Here is a 17,143-nt window from a genome sequence, read left to right on the forward strand (position 1 = left end):
CCATGATATGCGCATATAGCCGGAGGGCCTCCGGCACATATCCGTCAGCACACGTCGAGAGTCAGTCATGCCATTCGAACAGAAGTACTCCCCCGACACGCGTGAGGCCTCGCTGGCCCGCGTGCTCGAGCGCCGCGAAGCCGAGCCGGGCAATCGCGCCATCATCCGCGAGACGGCCGACGAGTTCCAGGTCGGCGAGCAGTCGCTCCGCGGCTGGATCCGTGCACACGAGAAGGCGAACGCCCCCGACGAGCTCGCCTCCGAAGCACCCGAGGTCGTCGAGACCGCCGCGGCTCCGGTCGCAGCGGCCCCCGAGGCGCCGGCCGAGCCGTCGGTCCGGCGGGGTCGCCCGAGTGCCGCCGCGTCGGCAGACGCGCGAGTGGCCGAGCTCGAGACCGAGGTCGCCAAACTGCGCCGTGACCGTGAGACCCTCAAGAGCGCCCTCGCCGTCCTGCTCTCGGACTAGTCTTCATCCACCGTCATCGACAAGGGGTACTCATGCCTGGCAAGTTCGTCCTCACCAAGACCGAAGACGGAGCCTTCCGCTTCGCCCTCGTCTCCACCACCGGGCAAGTGATCGCCACGAGCGAGAACTACAGCACCAAAGGCGCAGCGCAGAACGGCATCGATTCCGTTCGCGATCACGCGACTGACGCGGTCGTCGACGACCAGACCGGGCGCGACCTCCTGCTCTAGCCACGACGTCACCCCTCGACATCGAGGGATTCTCGAACATCGCTGCCATGCCGACCGCTAGCGTCGAGCTATGGCCTCGCCGTACGAGTGCATCCTGGGGGACGAACTCGACAATCTGCACCCGCGTCTGCGGGCGTACTTCGGCGCGATCCCCGAGGGGTCGGTCGGCCGGGGGCAGGGCACGTTCGACGTGGTGGGCACCCCGCGCCGGTGGCTGTGGCCGGCGCTGCGGATCCTGAGTTTTCAGGGCATCGCCTTTCCGGTCTGGGCCGCCGACGTTCCCTTCGACGTCGAGAACCGCCCCGTGGTCGACGCAGCCGGACACACGGCAGTCGCCGCCGTACGGACCTTCCACTTCGGCGCACGCCACGGCGGTACGCGCACCATGGTCGATGCCATCACGGCTGAGCCCGCGGGCCTCGTCGATCACCTCGGCCCATCACGTCTGCTGGGCGCGGAGCTCTCGGCGACCGTGCGGGACGGGTCGTTGCGCCTGGATTCCCGCGGTCTCACCATTCGGGTCGGACGCCGCCGGATGGCACCCCCCCGTGCTCTCGCCCCGCGCGTCGCCCTCACCGAGCGCTTCGACGACGACGTCGACCGCCAGCACGTCACGGTGATCCTCTCGCTGCCACTCGTCGGCCGGGTCTACGAATACTCCGGCCACTTCGACTACGCCATCACTCTGGAAGAGGCACCATGACCGACCGCATCGTCATCGCCGGGGCTTCGGGCTTCATCGGCGACCACCTCGCCCACGTGTTCCGCGCCGAAGGCTCCGACGTGAAGCTGATCGGGCGCACCGGCCCCGATGCGCGCTGGGGAGAGACGACCAGGATCCGGCAACTCGTCGATGGAGCCGACCTCGTCATCAATATGGCCGGCAAGAGTGTCAACTGCCGCTACGACGAGGCGAATCGGCGGGAGATCCTCCGGTCGCGCATCGAGACGACACGCGAGCTGGGCGAGGCGATCGCTGCGAGCGACAACCCGCCGCCCCTCTGGCTCAACTCATCGACGGCGACCATCTACCGCCACGCCGAAGACCACCCGCAGACCGAGTCGACCGGCGAGATCGGCCGGGGCTTCTCGGTGTCGATCGCCACGACCTGGGAGGACGAGTTCTTCGCGCGCGACCTACCCGGCACCCGCCGTGTCGCCCTGCGCATGGCGATCGTGCTCGGCGACGGCAGCGCGCTCGTGCCCCTTATCAACCTCGCCCGCGCCGGCCTCGGCGGCCCTCAGCTCGACGGGCCGTGGCCGTCGACGGCAGCTCGACGCGAGGCCGGCACGTATCACGCGTTCGGTGCGGCGGGAGGGCGGCAGAAGTTCAGCTGGATCCACATCGACGACGTCGTCGGCAGCATCCGGTTTCTGCGCGAGCACGACGAGATCGAGGGCGTCGTCAACCTCGCCTCCCCGAACCCCAGCGACAACCGCACGATGATGCGCGATCTGCGCCATGCGCTCGGCGTCCCGTTCGGCCTGCCCGCGTTCCGGTGGATGCTCGAGCTCGGTACGGCGGCGATCCGCACCGAGGTCGAGCTCGTGCTCAAGAGCCGCTGGGTCGTGCCCGAGCGGCTGACCGCGGCCGGCTACGAGTTCGAGCACCCGTACCTCGACGAGACGCTCAAGTCGATCGTGGCGGAGCGGGCTGCGCGCGCCTGACGGTGAGGTGTAGCCGGCGCCTTAACGCGTATCGCGGACTCACAGACCTGCCGCGGCAGGCCTGCGAGTCCGCGATACGTGGTGCGGCGTCAGGGTTGGCTAGAGAACGTCTTCGTCGACCCAGTCGAAGGTCTTCGTGACGGCCTTCTTCCAGAGGCGCATCTGGCGCTCACGCTCGGCGACGTCCATCGACGGCTCCCAGCGCTTCGACTCCTGCCAGTTGGCGCGGAGTTCGCCGAGGTTGGCCCAGAAGCCGACGGCGAGACCCGCGGCGTACGCGGCGCCGAGGGCGGTGGTCTCGGCGACGACGGGACGCACGACGGGCACGTTGAGCAGGTCGGCCTGGAACTGCATGAGCGCGTCGTTGGCAGTCATGCCGCCATCGACCTTGAGCTCGGTGAGGTCGACACCCGAATCGGCGTTGACCGCGTCGAGCACCTCGCGGGTCTGGAATGCGGTCGACTCGAGAGCGGCACGAGCAATGTGGCCCTTGTTGACGTAGCGCGTGAGCCCCACGATCGCACCGCGGGCGTCGGAGCGCCAGTACGGCGCGAAAAGACCGGAGAACGCCGGCACGATGTAGACGCCACCGTTGTCGTCGACCGTCGTCGCGAGCGTCTCGACCTCGGGCGCCGACTTGATGATGCCGAGGTTGTCTCGAAGCCACTGGATGAGCGATCCGGTGACCGCGATGGATCCTTCGAGGGCATAGTGCGGTGCCGCATCTCCGAGCTTGTAGCCAAGCGTGGTGAGCAGGCCGTTCTCGGAGTGGACGATCTCTTCGCCCGTGTTGAAGATGAGGAAGTTACCGGTGCCGTAGGTGTTCTTGGACTCGCCCTGGTCAAAGGCAGCCTGACCGAAGGTCGCCGCCTGCTGGTCGCCCAGGATGCCGGCGATCGGCACCTCGCGGAGAAGCGACGAGTCGCTCGCCATTCCGTAGACCTCGGACGACGACTTGATCTCGGGGAGCATGGAAGCCGGGACGCCGAACACGTCGAGGATGTCTTGACGCCACTGGAGCGTCTCGAGGTCCATGAAGAGGGTGCGCGAAGCGTTGGTCACGTCGGTGACGTGGACGCCGCCCTTGGTGCCGCCGGTGAGGTTCCAGAGCACCCAGGTGTCGGTGGTGCCGAAGAGCAGGTCGCCGGCCTCGGCCTTCTCGCGGGCACCGTCGACGTTGTCGAGGATCCACACGATCTTCGTTCCGGCGAAGTAGGTCGCGAGCGGCAGGCCGACGATCGGCTTGAAGCGCTCGACGCCGCCGTCCTTGGCGAGGCGGTCGACGATCGACTGGGTGCGCGTGTCTTGCCACACGATGGCGTTGTAGACGGGCTCGCCGGTGTTCTTGTCCCACACCACAGCGGTCTCGCGCTGGTTCGTGATGCCGATCGCCTTGATGTCGTGGCGGGTGATGTTCGCCTTCGACAGCGCCTGGCCGATGACCTCGCGGGTGTTGTTCCAGATCTCTTTCGGGTCGTGCTCGACCCAGCCCGCACGCGGGAAGATCTGCTCGTGCTCGAGCTGACCCGTCGAGACGATCGACCCCGAGTGGTCGAAGATGATGGCCCTCGTCGAGGTGGTGCCCTGGTCGAGTGCGATGACGTATTCGCTCACTGCTAACTCCATTGTTGTGGGTGTGAGCCGCCGACTAGGCGACTGCGCGGGTCGGCGCACCTCTATCCAAGGTGAACCACCTTTGAAATTAGTGGAGCGTGCACGGTCGCTACCAGCATGTGCACGGATGTGCAGTGCCGAGCTGGTGGGAGCTGCCGGCGCGGAGCCGGAGCGCCGGTGACGTGAACATCCGTGCACCCGGGGCCACTGTCCGCGCGCCCGACTTCCGAATTCGAAGGAGATCTGTGGAGGTGACCCCGTCGGATCCTGATGTCTTCGTTGGCGCGAGGCGGTTTCTCCTTCGAATTCGGAGCAGGGCCGGAGTCGGAAGCAGGGCCGGGGCCGGGGGCTAGTCGGTCGGGTCGCCGCGCATCAGGCGTTCGGCGTCGACCGATGCAAGGGCCGCGATCTCGCGCAACTGCTCGGCGACGCGCTCGTACCTCTCGACAAGTGGCATGCCGAAGCCAGCATCGGGGCTCTCCGACAGTTCGCGATATCCGGCCTGGGTCTCGGCGACCACTCGGAGGGCATCAGCGAGAGATCGGAGTTCCACCGCCACTGCCTTGTCGTAGGCCCGGGGCAGCCAGGCCATGCCGAGAATGTAGTGATCGGCGATGTCTCGAGCCGCGCCGATCCGGTCGGTGCGCGGCAGTGCGTCAAGCCACGCGAGGAAGAATCGCTCGGAGGCCTCGGCATGAGCATCGACGAAGGCCTCGTCGAGTGCCGAGAGGACGCCCCCGATCGGCCTACGAACGGCTATGGCCACGGCTTCCGTCGGGTCCGCCAGGACGGCCTCGCGGAGGGTACGGCCTTGAGCAGATGGGTTCATATAAGTATTCAACATTGGAATAGGAGCAATCGGGCCGGCATTGCCCCCGAATTCGAAGGAGATCCGTGGAGGTGACCCCGTCGGATCCTGATGTCTTCGTTGGCGGGCGGCGGTTTCTCCTTCGAATTCGGACAGCGACGGCTACCGTCGACGCGTGACGACCACCCTGCCCGCGGCCCACGAGCACGGCGCGCCCCGCGACCCGGGCGCACCCCGCGACCCGGGCGGACCCCGCGACCCGGGCGCACAGCACGCACACGGGCCGCGCCGCGCATCCCGCCGCCTGCTGGTCGCGGGGCTCATCGTCGTCGCAGCTCTCGCGCTCGTCCGGATCACTACGGCGACCCTGCCGGCCGGGATCCTGCCCGACCATCTGCAAGATTTCGTCACTCTCACGCTGAGCGTCATCGTCGAGTCGATGCCGTTCGTGCTGCTCGGCATCGTGTTGTCGATCGTGGTGCAGGTGTGGCTGCCCGCCGGATTCTTCGCGGCCTGGCTGCCGCGCAACCCCACCGCGAGGCGGGCCGTCATCTCGCTGCTCGGCGTCTTCCTGCCGGTGTGCGAGTGCGGCAACGTGCCTCTCGCACGCGGACTCGTCGTGAAAGGCTTCTCGGTCTCCGACTCGATGACGTTCTTGATCGCCGCGCCCATCGTCAACCCGATCACGATCATCACGACCTATCAGGCGTTCGGGTGGAGCGATGGGATCCTCGTCTCGCGCGTTCTGGGCGGCTTCGTCGTCGCCAACCTGCTCGGCTGGCTCTACGCGAAGCAGCGCGACGAGCGGTCGCTGCTGACGAGGCAGTTCGATGCGGAGTGCAGGATCCCCGAGACCCCGCACGACCACCCGCACTCGCGACTGACGTCGTCTGCTGTGCTCTTCCGCCGCGAGATGTCGACCATGCTCCCCGCTCTCTTCGTCGGGGCCGCGATCGCCGGCGGTGTGCAGACGCTCGTGCCGAGATCGGTGCTGCTGACTCTGGGGTCGAACCCGCTCTGGTCGATCCTCGCGATGATGGCGCTCGCCTTCGTCATCTCGATCTGCTCGAACGTCGACGCGTTCTTCGTGCTGCCGTTCGCGTCGACGTTCTTGCCGGGATCGATCGTCGCGTTCCTCGTCTTCGGGCCGATCGTCGACATCAAGATGCTGACGCTGCTCCGCACCACGTATCGACCGGTCGTGCTGGTGCAGATCTCCCTCGTCGTGGCGCTGGTCGCCGCGGCGCTCGGGCTGGCGGTGAACGCCCTTGCCTAGGTTCTCGCTCGCTGCACTGAGTGCTCGGTGGCGCGGGGTCGCCCTCACGCTGATCATCGGGGTGACGACGCTGTGGCTCGCCGCGGCGGGTCAGCTCGTGCTCTACATCCACCCCAGATACGTCGTGTTCACGGTCGTGCTGACGGTGATCGGGATGGCGCTGGCGCTGCTCGCACTGGCACTGTCACCCGACGGCGATGACGAGCCGGGCCACGGCGGAGAGGACGCCCCGGCCGCCCAGCACGATGCAGCCGCGGGCGCGGAGGCACCCTCCCGCCGCAGCCGCATCCTCGGCACCGGCGGTCTCGTCGTCACGGCGGCCGTCGCGGCCAGCCTCGTCGTGCTGCCGCCCGCAACGCTCACCAGCGCCACCGCCGGCACTCGGGGTCTCGGTACGGCCGTCGTCACGACCTCGGGCGGCGATGCTCCCGCGACCGGCCCGACCTCGACGTACACGGTGCTCGACTGGGCGACGCGACTGCGCCAGTCGACCGACATCGGCACCTACGAGAACCAGTCGGTGGATGTGACCGGCTTCGTCAGCCCCTCCCCCGACGACCCCGACAACTCGTTCTTCGTCACGCGCTTCGTCGTCACCTGCTGCGCCGTCGATGCCCAACCGGTCGGCGTGCCCGTCTACGACCCGGGGTGGAGCAAAGACCTGAAGAAGAACCAGTGGGTCAGGATCCGCGGATCGTTTGCCACCAACCCCAGCACCGCGTCGTCGGCCCCGATCACCCTGGCACCCCGAACCCTCACGAAGATCGCCCAGCCCCGTGACCCGTACCTCTACTGACTTCGGAGCGGCCGGCCCGGATGCCGACGACACCCCCCGCCAGCCGTCGTTCGCCCGTGCGTTCACCGTCGTCGTGATCGTGCTGGCGCTCATCTGCACCGCCCTGGTCGTCGTGACTCAGAGCCGCGGACCCCGCCTCGACGAGACGCGCGTCGACGCCGCCGCGGTCACTCAGCGGACCGACCAGCAGGCCCGGCTGTTTCTCAACGAGTCGGTGTCGACGGTGCGCTCGAGCCAGGTGCGCGTCACGCCGACGACGCCGTTCACCGTGTCGACGGCCGGCACGGTGGTGACCGTCCAGTTCTCCCGGCGGCTGCACTCGGCGACGAGGTACTCCGTGGCCGTCGACGGGGTGACGAGCATCTTCGGGTCGCGCGACGCCGACGTCGAGACATCGTTCACCACAGCGAACGCCGAGGTGCTGACCCTCGACCGGTCGGCCACCGCCGGTGGCGTCGATCGCATCGTCGAGGCCTCGGTGAACACGGTCGGGCGCGACGTCGTCTACGAGGCCCGGGGTATTCAGGCCTTCGCCTCGATCGGTACCGACCTCGTCGTCGCGGCCGACGACGGGGGCGCGTCGACCCTGTCGATCGTCGCCCGTGACGGAACCCGCGAAGACCTGCTCCTGCCCGGCCCCGGGCTCGTACGGAGCCTGTCTCTGGACGCGCCCACCGGGATCCTCGTCTTCGGGTTCACGGCCACGGGAGCCTCGCCCGACTCCGCCGAGCGTCTCTACACGATCGACCTCGCCGGCGTGCACCGAGCCGAGCCGCTCAAGGGCGCGGACCGACGGGCTCTCGTGACTACCGCCTGGGGCATGACACCCGGGGCACCGGTCGTCGTGACGCGCGCCCCCGGCGGCACCATCACGCGCGCCGATCTCGGACTCGAGGGCACGACGACGACTGTCTCGGCTGACTCTCTGACGGTGGGCGAACGATCGCTGATCGAGTCGGCGGGCACCGTTCGCGCAGGATCCGACACGGCTCGCCTCGCGATCTCGGCCCGGTCGATCGTCGTCGGTTCGCGCGCGCTCTACACGGCGCCCTCCAGCTCGCGCCTGTCGTCGCTGGGCGTCTCGCCGAATGGCCAGTATCTGACGGTCGTGTCCGCTCCTGTCGGCGCTCGGTCGGATGGCGCGACGATCGCGCCGGCTCCCGTGGGGGCGACGACGCTCGTGCTCGACGCGGAGTCGGGCGCACTCGTCGCGAGCTTCGCGGGGGCGTCGCTGCACTGGAACTAGCTGGCTGGGAGACGCGTTGCGGACTAGCGGAGGCGCCGCGGACTAGCGGAGGCGCCGCGGCGCCTCGGGGAGTCCGCGCGGCGTTTGCCGACGGGCGCGGGGGCGGTGGCGGGCCTAAGGTCCTGAATCCAGGTGCACTCGGCGTCGCTCTGTGCCGAGGTCCCGAACTCAGGACCAGCTGACCTGAGTTCAGGCGCATCCTCTCGCTCGTGCGGCCGACTCAGGACAGCACGCCACGATTGGCCCCGAATTCAGGATCCGGGGCGCCGAGCACCTGAGCTCAGGAGCCCCCGGCCAAGGCGGCGTCGCACGAGTCACCGAATTCAGGCGCGCGAGGCGGCCGCCCTTGACTACGTAGACAATTGCGTGTTCACTAGCTGCAGTCCCTGAATTGACTACGCAGTCAGCCAATTAGACACACCCACGGCAAAGGAGCCGAGATGCCATCGACGCCCGCCGACGACAGCGCGAATCGCACCGCCCGCCCCGTGTCGATGATGGACGTCGCAGCAGCAGCCGGCGTCTCGCAGAAGACGGTCTCGCGGGTCGTCAACGATGAGCCGCACGTCTCCCCCGTCATCCGGGAGCGCGTCCTCGGCACGATCGCCGAGCTCGGTTTCCGCCCCAACTCCGCCGCCCGCGTGCTCAAGGGTCAGCGGTCTCGGCGCATCGGCGTCATCACGATCGCAACGACCCTGCACGGCCCGGCGTCCACCCTCGCCGCGATCGAGCGCGAGACCCGCACGCGCGGTTTCTCGCTCACGGTGGTCCGAACCGACGAGACGTCGCCCGAAGACCTGCAGCCCGCCGTCGACTCCCTCCTCGATCAGAACGTCGAGGCGATAGTGATCTCGGAACCGGTCGACCACCATCTGTCGACCCTCAGGATCCCTGCCGACGTCACCGTGCTCACCTTCGGACAGGGGCCCGACGAGATTCGCCCGGGCTCACTCGCCATCGCCATGGACGAGTCGGGCGGCGCTCGCGCGGCAACCGACCACTTGCTCGCTCTCGGCCACGAGACGGTCTGGCACATCTCCGGCCCGACCGACTGGATCCCGGCCAACCGCCGGGTCGCCGGCTGGGCCGCCTCGCTCGAAGACGCCGGAGCCGCCCGCCACGAACCGCTCGTCGGCGACTGGAGTCCGCGCAGCGGTTTCGAGGCGATGAGCAAGCTGCTGCAGCGCCCCGACGTCACGGCCGTGTTCGTCGCCAACGACCAGATGGCGATCGGCGCCATGTCGGCCATCCAGGCGAAGGGCCTTCGCGTGCCCGACGACATCAGCATCGTCGGCTTCGACGACAACCCGGTCGCCGAGTTTCTGGCCGTGCCCCTCACGACGATCCATCAGGACTTCGCCGAAGCAGCGCGCCAGGCGATGCACCGTCTCTTCCGCACCCTCGACGGCCACCCGCCGATCGAGAGCGCCCGGCTCTTCGCTCCGCAGCTGGTCACCCGCAGCAGCACGGCGAAGCCGTCCCCCGACCGCCGCCGGGTGCGCCCGGTCGACTGACACCCGCGACCTTCTCCCCTTCCCTCGACGACGACGTCAGGAGTCACCGATGACCCCCTCTCCCCCCACCCGCAGAGACCTGTTCCGCTGGGGCGCGGCAGCCGGAGGCACAGTCGCGCTCGGCGCGCTCCTGTCGGCCTGCTCGACCGGACCAGGATCCACGGCGGTCACCTCGGGTGCCGCCGACCTGTCGTTCTGGACTCACGACGACGGCTACGTGAAGTTCTTCACGGAGGCTCTCCCCACCGCGGACGCCGCCACGAAGTACCAATACGCACTCGACATCACGAAGATCGCCGCCGCCGACATTCCGACGAAGCTGATCGCGCAGGCGGTTGCCAACACGGGGACGCCCGACGTGGTCGGCCTCGAGATCGGCGCGTTCGCCCGCACCCTTCGCGGCGATATCGCGAAAGAGTTGCTGGTCGACCTCTCGCCCTCGATCGCCGACTACAAAGACGACCTCATCGGCGCACGGCTGACCCCGTTCTCGAAGGAGGGCAAGCTCTACGCCCTCGACTCCGACACCCCGCTCTGCGTCTACTACTACCGACCCGACCAGTTCAAGAAGCTCGGGATCCCCGACGACCTCGCGACGTGGGAGGAGTACGAGGCGGCGTTCGCGAAGCTGAACCCGTCGAAGGGCGTCTCGATGCACGCGGTGGCGACGAACGACCCGGGCGGGGCCGTCCAGAGCTACCAGATCATGCTGCTGCAGCGCGGCGGCGATCTCTGGGACGTCGACGGCAACCTGACGATCGAGACGCCCGAGGCCGAAGAGACGCTCGCGTTCATCGCGAAGGGCGTCCAGTCCGGAGCCATCGCGACCGTCGCCGACATGTACGGGCCCAGCCTGCAGTCCGGCCTCAAGAGCTCGTCCATCGTGGGCGTCGACATGCCGTCCTGGTACGCCAGCTACGGCATCAAGCCGAACGTGCCCGAGCAGAAGGGCACCTGGAAGGTGCGGAAGCTGCCGGTGTTCGCCGGAGGCGGCCGGACGACCAGCGTCGGAGGCGGAACCGGGTTCGCCGCGATTCGCAACAAGCCTCTCTCTCAGGCGGGTGTCGACCTCGTTCTCTCGACTTACCTGAATGCCGACCAGCAGGTGAAGCGCTACCGCGACCTCGGCTACCTGCCCACGCTCCGGTCGGTCTTCGACGATCCGCGGCTCTCGGCTATCAGCGACCCGTACTTCGACGGCCAGCGGCTGTTCGGCGTCTACAAAGACGTGATCGACGACGTCCCGTCGCAGCATCAGAGCGCCGACACGGCGATCCTCCAGACCGTGCTCAGCGGCTACCTCCTGCAGGCCTACAAGGGTCAGCTCACCGCCAAGCAGGCACTCAGCGCCGCGGCCGACGATTTCCGCGGCCAGGCCCGCGCCTAGAAGGGACGACCATGTCGACATCCACTGCGACCGGGGTCCCGGTCGCCGCGAGCCCCGAGTCGAAGACCCGCCGCCGCAAGCTCAACACGTCAGGCGGCCGGGCGCCGTACCTCTTCATCGCGCCGTTCTACGTGCTCTACGGGCTGTTCATGATCGTGCCGGTACTGGCAGCGGTCTACCTCAGCCTCACCGAGTGGGTCGGTCTCGGCTCGCCGAGGTTCATCGGGGTGACGAACTACGTCAACCTCGTGCAAGACACCAGCTTCGGCACCGCGCTCGTCAACTCGCTGATCTACACGCTCATCGCCGTCTTCATCGTGGTGCCGTGCTCGCTCCTCGTCGCCCAGGCTCTCAACGCCAAGGGGCTCAAGGCTCGCGACCTGTTTCGCGTCGCCTTCTTCATCCCGATGGTGCTGTCGCCGATCGTCATCGCGCTCATCTACAGCCTCATCTTCGACACCGACTACGGTCTGCTGAACTCGGCGCTGAAAGCGCTCTTCGGGCTGCCGAACACCGACTGGCTCGGCGACCCGACCCTCGCCAAGCTCGCCATCGGCTTCGTGCTCCTCTGGCGCACGGTCGGCTACCTGACGATCTTCTTCCTCGCCGCCCTCCAGGCGGTCTCGCCCGAGCAGTACGAGGCGGCCTCGCTCGACGGGGCCGGGCCGATCCGCAAGTTCTTCTCGGTCACGCTGCCCGAGATCCGCCCGGTGACGAGCTTCGTCGTCGTCACGAGCTTCATCAGCGCGGCGCAGTTGTTCGACGAGCCCTACCTGCTCACCAAGGGCGGGCCCGGCGAGGCGACGCTGTCAGTCGCCATGTTCATCTACCGAGCGGCCTTCGAGAGGCAGCAGTTCGGGTACGCGGCCGCCGCCGGCGTCGTGCTCTTCGTCATCGTGTTCGGGGTCAGTCAGATCCTCAACCGCGCACTCGCCATCGGGAGGACCTCATGAGCGCCAGCAGCACCACCACGAGAGCCGACGCGCGCCGCGTCCGTGCCGAGAGCGGCACCGGTTCGCCGCAGCAGAGACCGAAGAAACGCGCCAACGGCGGCTGGCTCGCCCGGCGAGGGCTGCTCTACGTCACCCTCAGCGTGCTTCTGCTCGTCTTCATCTTCCCGCTCGTCTGGGCGCTGTCCGGGTCGTTCAAGAACCGCGGCGACATCTTCGCCACCCCGCCGAGCCTGATCCCCGACCCGGCCACGATCGCCAACTACGTGAATCTGCTCACGACGCAGCCGTTCTGGAAGTGGTTCGGCATGAGCGTCGGCACCGCGGCCATCGCCACAGTCATCTCGGTCTTCGTCTGCGCCCTCGCCGGCTATGGCTTCGCTAAGTTCCAGTTCCGCGGCAAGAAGGCCCTGTTCACGATCATGTTCTCGTCGCTGTCAGTGCCGTTCGCGGTGATCCTGGTGCCGCTGTTCATCCTGGTGGTGAAGTCAGGGCTCTCGACGCCGTGGTTCGCTCTGGTGGTTCCCTGGGTGGCACCGGCCTTCGGCATCTTCATGATGCAGCAGTTCATCGTCCAGTCGATCCCCGACGAGATCATCGAGGCCGCCCGGATCGACGGCAATTCCGAGTTCGGCACCTTCTGGCGCGTCGTGCTGCCCCTGCTCCGCCCCTCGCTCGGAGCCCTCGCGGTCTGGGGCTTCCTGCAGAGCTACAACTCGTTCCTCTGGCCGCTCGTGCTGCTCTCCGACTCGAACCAGTACACGCTGCCGCTCGGCCTGAACGTGCTGTTCGCCGCCGAGAACCGCTCGTACGACCTCGTTCTGGCCGGCTCCGTGCTGGCCTCGGTGCCCACGATCCTCGTCTTCTTCCTGCTGCGGAAGCAGCTGCTCGACGGGCTCACGGCAGGCGCCGTGAAGGGCTAGAAAACCGGCGACAAGGATCCTGAACCACCGCATCTCGCATCACCGTCATTGAAAGGCACACCCATGCAGCACCTGACCGACCGCGTCCTCTTCGGCGCCGCGTACTACCACGAGTACCACGCCACCCCCCGGCTCGACGACGACATGCGCCTCATGAAGGAGGCCGGGTTCAGCGTGATCCGGGTGGGCGAATCGGTGTGGTCGACCTGGGAGCCAGAGAACGGCGTGTTCGAGCTGGAGTGGCTCGCGCCGATCCTCGACGCCGCGGAGGCGAACGGCATCAAGGTGATCCTCGGCACGCCGACCTATGCGATTCCGATGTGGCTGGCTCGCCAGTTCCCCGAGATCAACGTCGAGCGGAAGGCCGGCCACGCGATGGGCTGGGGCGCCCGGCAAGAGATCGACTACGCGCACCCGGCTTTCCTCTTCCATGCCGAGCGCGTCATCCGCAAGATCGTCGCCCGCTACGCCGAGCACCCCGCGGTAATCGGCTACCAGGTCGACAACGAGCCCGGCAACGAGATCATCGCCAACCGCGAGGTGTTCCAGAAGTTCGCCGACCACCTGCGGCACACCTACGGCACCGTCGAGAAGCTCAACGAGGAGTGGGGCCTCACCTACTGGTCGCACCGACTGTCGACCTGGGCCGACCTCTGGACCCCCGACGGAAACGTGCAGCCGCAGTACGACCTCGCCTGGCGCAAGTTCCAGGCGTCGATCACCACCGACTTCATCGCCTGGCAGTCGGGCATCGTTCGCGACTACTCGCGGGCCGACCAGTTCGTCACCACGTGCAACTCGTACGAGCGCCCCACCCTCGAGGACGATGCCGAGACCGTCGCCCTCGACATCACGGCCGGCAACCCGTACTACGGCATGCAAGACTCCCTCGCCCTGCCCTCCACCGAGAAGACGAGCCAGTACTGGACCTCGTCGGGCACCTGGTCGCTCTTCTCGAGCGGCGACCGCATGTACGGCTCGAAGCAGGCACCGTTCCTCGTGACCGAGACGAACGCCCAGGCGATCGGCTTCTCCTGGTCGAACAAGCCGGCGTGGGACGGCCAGTGGCGACAGGCTGCGTGGGCACTGGTGTCGCGTGGGGCGACGATGATCGAGTACTGGCACTGGCACACGACGCAGGCCGGGGTCGAGACGTACTGGGGTGGGATCCTGCCGCACTCGCTCCAGCCGGGCCGGGTCTACCGCGAGATCGCCACGATCGGGGCCGACTTCGCCGCTGCGGGCGACCGCGTGACCGAGCTGACGCCGCACGCCGACGTGGCGCTGCTGTTCTCGAACGCGTCGAAGTGGGCGCTCAACGAGCACCCGGCGCTCAGCCTGGAGGGCACTGGTCACGGGCCGGAGGCCGACCGCCGCTCCTTCCAGACGGTGTTCGACTCGTTCGCCCGCGGCGTCTTCGAGGCCGGACTGCAGGCGAACACGGTGCACCCGTCGCAGATCTTCTCGCTCGACCCGGCCGCATTCGCCGCCGACCACCCCGTGCTCGTCGCCGCCGCGTTCACCATCGCCTCCGACGCCGAGCTGCAGTGGCTCGTGTCGTACGCCGAAGCCGGAGGGCACCTCGTCGTCGGCATCCGCACCGGCTACGAAGACCACGAGCAGCGCGCCCGCCTCGAGCGGAAGCCGGCGTTCCTCGATGAGGCCGCGGGGGTCTGGTACGACGAGTTCTCGAACCTCGCCGACCCGGTGCCTCTGACGTCGTCGCGATCCGACGCGCTCGGCTTCGTCCTCCCCGCCGGCGCCACGGGAACGCTCTGGGCCGACGGCCTCCACAGCGAAGGATCCGAGGTGCTCGCCTCCTACGACCACCCCCACTTCTCGAAGTTCGCGGCCGTCACGACCAAGGCACACGGCGCCGGACGCGTCACGTACGTCGGCACCGTCCCCGACCTCGTGCTGGCGCGCGCGGTCATCGACTGGGCGGTCGCGGTCGGTGCCGGAACGCCGAACTGGCGTCCGCAGACCGATTCGCAGACGGTGTCGTCGTCGGTGAACCGCCACGGCGAGACGATCCACGTCGTGCACAACTGGTCGTGGGAGCCCTCGACGTTCGAGTTGCCCGGTGCGGCGGCGGACGTGCTCGCGGGCACGGCGTTCGAGGCGGGTGCCGAGATCGAGCTCGGCGCCTGGGATGTGCGGGTGTTCGCGGCCCGGTAGACCTCCCGCCCGTCGCCGAGTGGCGGCAAATGCCTCCCAGCCCCTGGCTGGCGCGGCATTTGCCGCCACTCGGCAGTTGGGGCAGGGCGGCTGGCCATATGCATAAGCCAGTTATATAGTTGAGCTATGTCACCCGCCGAGAACGCGCCGTCCACGACCGACGTGGCGCACGCGCTCGAGGCCGTCGTCACCTGGCTGCGCGATTCGCGCGAGCCCGTCGGAATCTCAAAGAGCTCCCTCAGCACGCTGGCGCGCCTCGACGTCGTCGGCCCGCTGCGCATCACCGACCTCGCCGAGCGCGAGGGCCTGACGCAACCCGGTATGACCACGCTCGTCAACCGACTCGTGCAGACCGGCCTCGCTGAGCGCCGCGCCGATCCGGGCGACGGGCGAGCCGTGCTCGTCGCACTCACGAGCGACGGCCTGGCCCGGTTGACCGAGTACCGCGTCTCGAGAACCGAGCTGATCTCCGCTCGGCTCGAGCAGTTGGATCCTGAGTCGCGAAGCGCCCTGGCCAAAGCCGTGCCGGCGCTCCATCGTTTCGTCGACGACTCCCACGTCACCGAGGAGAAATAGCAGCTATGTCGCACCACACCAGCACCGGCGCCACCCCCGGCGAGAAGCCACCGAGCCCGTTCACGCAGCCACGCGCCGTCTGGGCCGTCGCCTTCGCCTGCGTCGTCTCGTTCATGGGCATCGGGTTGGTCGACCCGATCCTCAAGTCGCTCGCGGGTCAGCTGAGCGCGACGCCGTCGCAGGTCGAGCTGCTCTTCACGAGCTACCTCGTCGTCACGGCGGTCTGCATGCTCGGCACCGGCTGGATCTCGAGCCGCATCGGCCCGAAGCGCACGCTGATCGCCGGGCTCACCATCATCGTCGTGTTCGCGGCCCTCGCCGGGTCGAGCGGATCGATCGGCGAGATCGTCGGGTTCCGCGCCGGCTGGGGTCTCGGCAACGCGCTGTTCATCGCCACCTCGCTCTCGGTGATCGTCGGCTCGGCCTCGGGCGGGTTCGCCGGGGCCATCGTGCTCTACGAGAGCGCCCTCGGGGTCGGAATCGCGCTCGGGCCGTTGATCGGCGGCCTCCTCGGCAACATCTCGTGGCGTGGCCCGTTCTTCGGCGTTTCGGGCCTCATGTTCATCGCTCTGCTGGCGACCATTTTCCTGCTGCCGAAGCTGCCCACCCCGGCCCGCAAACAGAAGCTGTCCGAGCCCCTGACCGCCCTGAAGCACAAGTCGCTCCGCACGACGAGCATCGTGGGTTTCCTCTACAACTGGGGATTCTTCACGGTGCTCGGCTACTCGCCCTTCTTGATGGGCATCGACAGCCCCATTCAGCTCGGCCTCGTCTTCTGCGGTTGGGGCGTGCTCGTTGCCCTCTTCGCCGTCTGGGGTGCTCCGTGGCTACAGCGCCGCTTCGGCACCCCGCGCACCCTCTACGTGAACTTCGTGCTGATGGCGATCGACCTCGCCGTGATCGGCATCTTCCCCTACAGCCACGTCACCGTGATCGTCTGCGTGATCGTCGCCGGCGCCTTCATCGGTATCAACAACACGCTGGTCACGACGGCCGTGATGAGCATCGCTCCCGTCGAGCGGCCCGTCGCGAGCGCCACCTACGGCTTCGTGCGGTTCATCGGCGGCGGCATGGCGCCGTTCGTCGCCGGCCTGCTGGTGACGGCGTTCAACGAGCACGTGCCGTTCCTGCTCGGAGCCGCGACACTCGTCGCCGCAGCGATCGTGCTCAGCACGGCCCACAAAGCGCTCACTGCGGCCGACCGCGGCGAGGTGGCGCAGCCCGAGATCGACGAGCTCGATCGGGTCGAGAATCGCGACGTGTTCCCGGCGGCCGAGGCGATCGGTAACGCCGACTAGGCCCGTCACCCCCTCGCCGGCACCCCCTCACCTTCCTCCGTCCGAATTCGAAGGAGAAACGTCGATCCGGTAACGAAAACATCAGGATCCGGCCCCGCCGTTGCACGCTTTTCCTTCGAATTCGGAAGCGCTCCCCTGCCATAACGCTCTGCGGCAATTCGATCCGAACTCATATATTCGCTAGGCTGACCAGCATTTGCTTGCGACCGATCT

General features: G+C 68.0%; 16 protein-coding genes. 14 read left to right on the forward strand and 2 right to left on the reverse strand.

The window, feature by feature from the left end:
* The first annotated feature begins 67 nt into the window (after positions 1 to 67).
* From ASF54_RS12775 to ASF54_RS12790, 4 genes are all read left to right on the forward strand, one after another.
* Positions 68 to 466 (forward strand): hypothetical protein, encoded by a 399-nt coding sequence (locus ASF54_RS12775; protein WP_055963563.1) that lies wholly within the window; start codon positions 68 to 70, stop codon positions 464 to 466.
* 32 nt (positions 467 to 498) lie between these two features.
* The gene (locus ASF54_RS12780; RefSeq protein ID WP_055963565.1) at positions 499 to 696 is read left to right on the forward strand and encodes a YegP family protein; all 198 of its coding nucleotides are present in this window, start codon (positions 499 to 501) and stop codon (positions 694 to 696) included.
* Positions 697 to 766: 70 nt separating this feature from the next.
* The gene (locus ASF54_RS12785; protein WP_084816251.1) at positions 767 to 1,399 is read left to right on the forward strand and encodes a DUF4166 domain-containing protein; all 633 of its coding nucleotides are present in this window, start codon (positions 767 to 769) and stop codon (positions 1,397 to 1,399) included.
* A complete protein-coding gene (locus tag ASF54_RS12790; RefSeq protein WP_055963567.1) occupies positions 1,396 to 2,364 on the forward strand; it encodes an epimerase in 969 nt (322 codons plus the stop codon). The genes ASF54_RS12785 and ASF54_RS12790 overlap by 4 nt, the downstream gene beginning before the upstream one ends.
* A gap of 99 nt (positions 2,365 to 2,463) precedes the next feature.
* Here ASF54_RS12790 and glpK read toward each other — a convergent pair whose 3' ends face one another.
* The gene (gene glpK, locus ASF54_RS12795; protein WP_055963569.1) at positions 2,464 to 3,978 is read right to left on the reverse strand and encodes a glycerol kinase GlpK; all 1,515 of its coding nucleotides are present in this window, start codon (positions 3,976 to 3,978) and stop codon (positions 2,464 to 2,466) included.
* A 349-nt stretch (positions 3,979 to 4,327) separates the two neighbouring features.
* Positions 4,328 to 4,807 carry a hypothetical protein gene (locus ASF54_RS12800; RefSeq protein ID WP_055963571.1) on the reverse strand — a complete coding sequence of 160 codons (480 nt, stop codon included), beginning with the start codon at positions 4,805 to 4,807 and terminating at the stop codon, positions 4,328 to 4,330.
* A gap of 154 nt (positions 4,808 to 4,961) precedes the next feature.
* On the opposite strand from ASF54_RS12800, the gene ASF54_RS12805 reads away from it, so the two are divergent.
* From ASF54_RS12805 to ASF54_RS12850, 10 genes are all read left to right on the forward strand, one after another.
* Positions 4,962 to 6,062, forward strand: a complete 1,101-nt coding sequence (locus tag ASF54_RS12805) for a permease (RefSeq protein ID WP_235481066.1) — start codon at positions 4,962 to 4,964, stop codon at positions 6,060 to 6,062.
* Positions 6,055 to 6,858, forward strand: a complete 804-nt coding sequence (locus ASF54_RS12810) for a TIGR03943 family putative permease subunit (protein WP_055963574.1) — start codon at positions 6,055 to 6,057, stop codon at positions 6,856 to 6,858. The genes ASF54_RS12805 and ASF54_RS12810 overlap by 8 nt, the downstream gene beginning before the upstream one ends.
* Positions 6,839 to 8,104, forward strand: coding sequence for a hypothetical protein (locus ASF54_RS12815; RefSeq protein ID WP_055963577.1), 1,266 nt, complete (start codon positions 6,839 to 6,841; stop codon positions 8,102 to 8,104). Before ASF54_RS12810 ends, ASF54_RS12815 begins: the two co-directional genes overlap by 20 nt.
* A 440-nt stretch (positions 8,105 to 8,544) precedes the next feature.
* A complete protein-coding gene (locus ASF54_RS12820; protein WP_055963580.1) occupies positions 8,545 to 9,618 on the forward strand; it encodes a LacI family DNA-binding transcriptional regulator in 1,074 nt (357 codons plus the stop codon).
* 49 nt (positions 9,619 to 9,667) lie between these two features.
* Positions 9,668 to 11,005, forward strand: a complete 1,338-nt coding sequence (locus tag ASF54_RS12825) for an ABC transporter substrate-binding protein (RefSeq protein ID WP_055963582.1) — start codon at positions 9,668 to 9,670, stop codon at positions 11,003 to 11,005.
* An 11-nt stretch (positions 11,006 to 11,016) separates the two neighbouring features.
* Entirely contained in the window at positions 11,017 to 11,958 is a 942-nt protein-coding gene (locus ASF54_RS12830) for a carbohydrate ABC transporter permease (RefSeq protein ID WP_084816252.1), read from the forward strand.
* Positions 11,955 to 12,878 carry a carbohydrate ABC transporter permease gene (locus ASF54_RS12835; RefSeq protein WP_084816253.1) on the forward strand — a complete coding sequence of 308 codons (924 nt, stop codon included), beginning with the start codon at positions 11,955 to 11,957 and terminating at the stop codon, positions 12,876 to 12,878. Before ASF54_RS12830 ends, ASF54_RS12835 begins: the two co-directional genes overlap by 4 nt.
* 63 nt (positions 12,879 to 12,941) lie before the next feature.
* Positions 12,942 to 15,056, forward strand: a complete 2,115-nt coding sequence (locus tag ASF54_RS12840) for a beta-galactosidase (RefSeq protein ID WP_055963585.1) — start codon at positions 12,942 to 12,944, stop codon at positions 15,054 to 15,056.
* A 126-nt stretch (positions 15,057 to 15,182) separates the two neighbouring features.
* Entirely contained in the window at positions 15,183 to 15,632 is a 450-nt protein-coding gene (locus ASF54_RS12845; RefSeq protein WP_055963588.1) for a MarR family winged helix-turn-helix transcriptional regulator, read from the forward strand.
* Between the two features lie 5 nt (positions 15,633 to 15,637).
* Positions 15,638 to 16,930 carry an MFS transporter gene (locus ASF54_RS12850; protein WP_084816254.1) on the forward strand — a complete coding sequence of 431 codons (1,293 nt, stop codon included), beginning with the start codon at positions 15,638 to 15,640 and terminating at the stop codon, positions 16,928 to 16,930.
* The last annotated feature ends 213 nt before the right edge of the window (positions 16,931 to 17,143 follow it).

Source organism: Frondihabitans sp. Leaf304, assembly GCF_001423105.1.
GTDB lineage: Bacteria > Actinomycetota > Actinomycetes > Actinomycetales > Microbacteriaceae > Frondihabitans.

Excerpts from the sequence above, each read along its gene's own strand:
- ASF54_RS12820 (WP_055963580.1), top strand. The coding sequence starts at position 8,545 with ATGCCATCGACGCCCGCCGACGACAGCGCGAATCGCACCGCCCGCCCC.
- ASF54_RS12830 (WP_084816252.1), top strand. The coding sequence starts at position 11,017 with ATGTCGACATCCACTGCGACCGGGGTCCCGGTCGCCGCGAGCCCCGAG.
- ASF54_RS12835 (WP_084816253.1), top strand. The coding sequence starts at position 11,955 with ATGAGCGCCAGCAGCACCACCACGAGAGCCGACGCGCGCCGCGTCCGT.
- ASF54_RS12825 (WP_055963582.1), top strand. The coding sequence starts at position 9,668 with ATGACCCCCTCTCCCCCCACCCGCAGAGACCTGTTCCGCTGGGGCGCG.
- ASF54_RS12775 (WP_055963563.1), top strand. The coding sequence starts at position 68 with ATGCCATTCGAACAGAAGTACTCCCCCGACACGCGTGAGGCCTCGCTG.
- ASF54_RS12850 (WP_084816254.1), top strand. The coding sequence starts at position 15,638 with ATGTCGCACCACACCAGCACCGGCGCCACCCCCGGCGAGAAGCCACCG.
- ASF54_RS12790 (WP_055963567.1), top strand. The coding sequence starts at position 1,396 with ATGACCGACCGCATCGTCATCGCCGGGGCTTCGGGCTTCATCGGCGAC.
- ASF54_RS12840 (WP_055963585.1), top strand. The coding sequence starts at position 12,942 with ATGCAGCACCTGACCGACCGCGTCCTCTTCGGCGCCGCGTACTACCAC.
- ASF54_RS12785 (WP_084816251.1), top strand. The coding sequence starts at position 767 with ATGGCCTCGCCGTACGAGTGCATCCTGGGGGACGAACTCGACAATCTG.
- ASF54_RS12845 (WP_055963588.1), top strand. The coding sequence starts at position 15,183 with ATGTCACCCGCCGAGAACGCGCCGTCCACGACCGACGTGGCGCACGCG.
- ASF54_RS12780 (WP_055963565.1), top strand. The coding sequence starts at position 499 with ATGCCTGGCAAGTTCGTCCTCACCAAGACCGAAGACGGAGCCTTCCGC.
- ASF54_RS12800 (WP_055963571.1), bottom strand. The coding sequence starts at position 4,807 with ATGAACCCATCTGCTCAAGGCCGTACCCTCCGCGAGGCCGTCCTGGCG.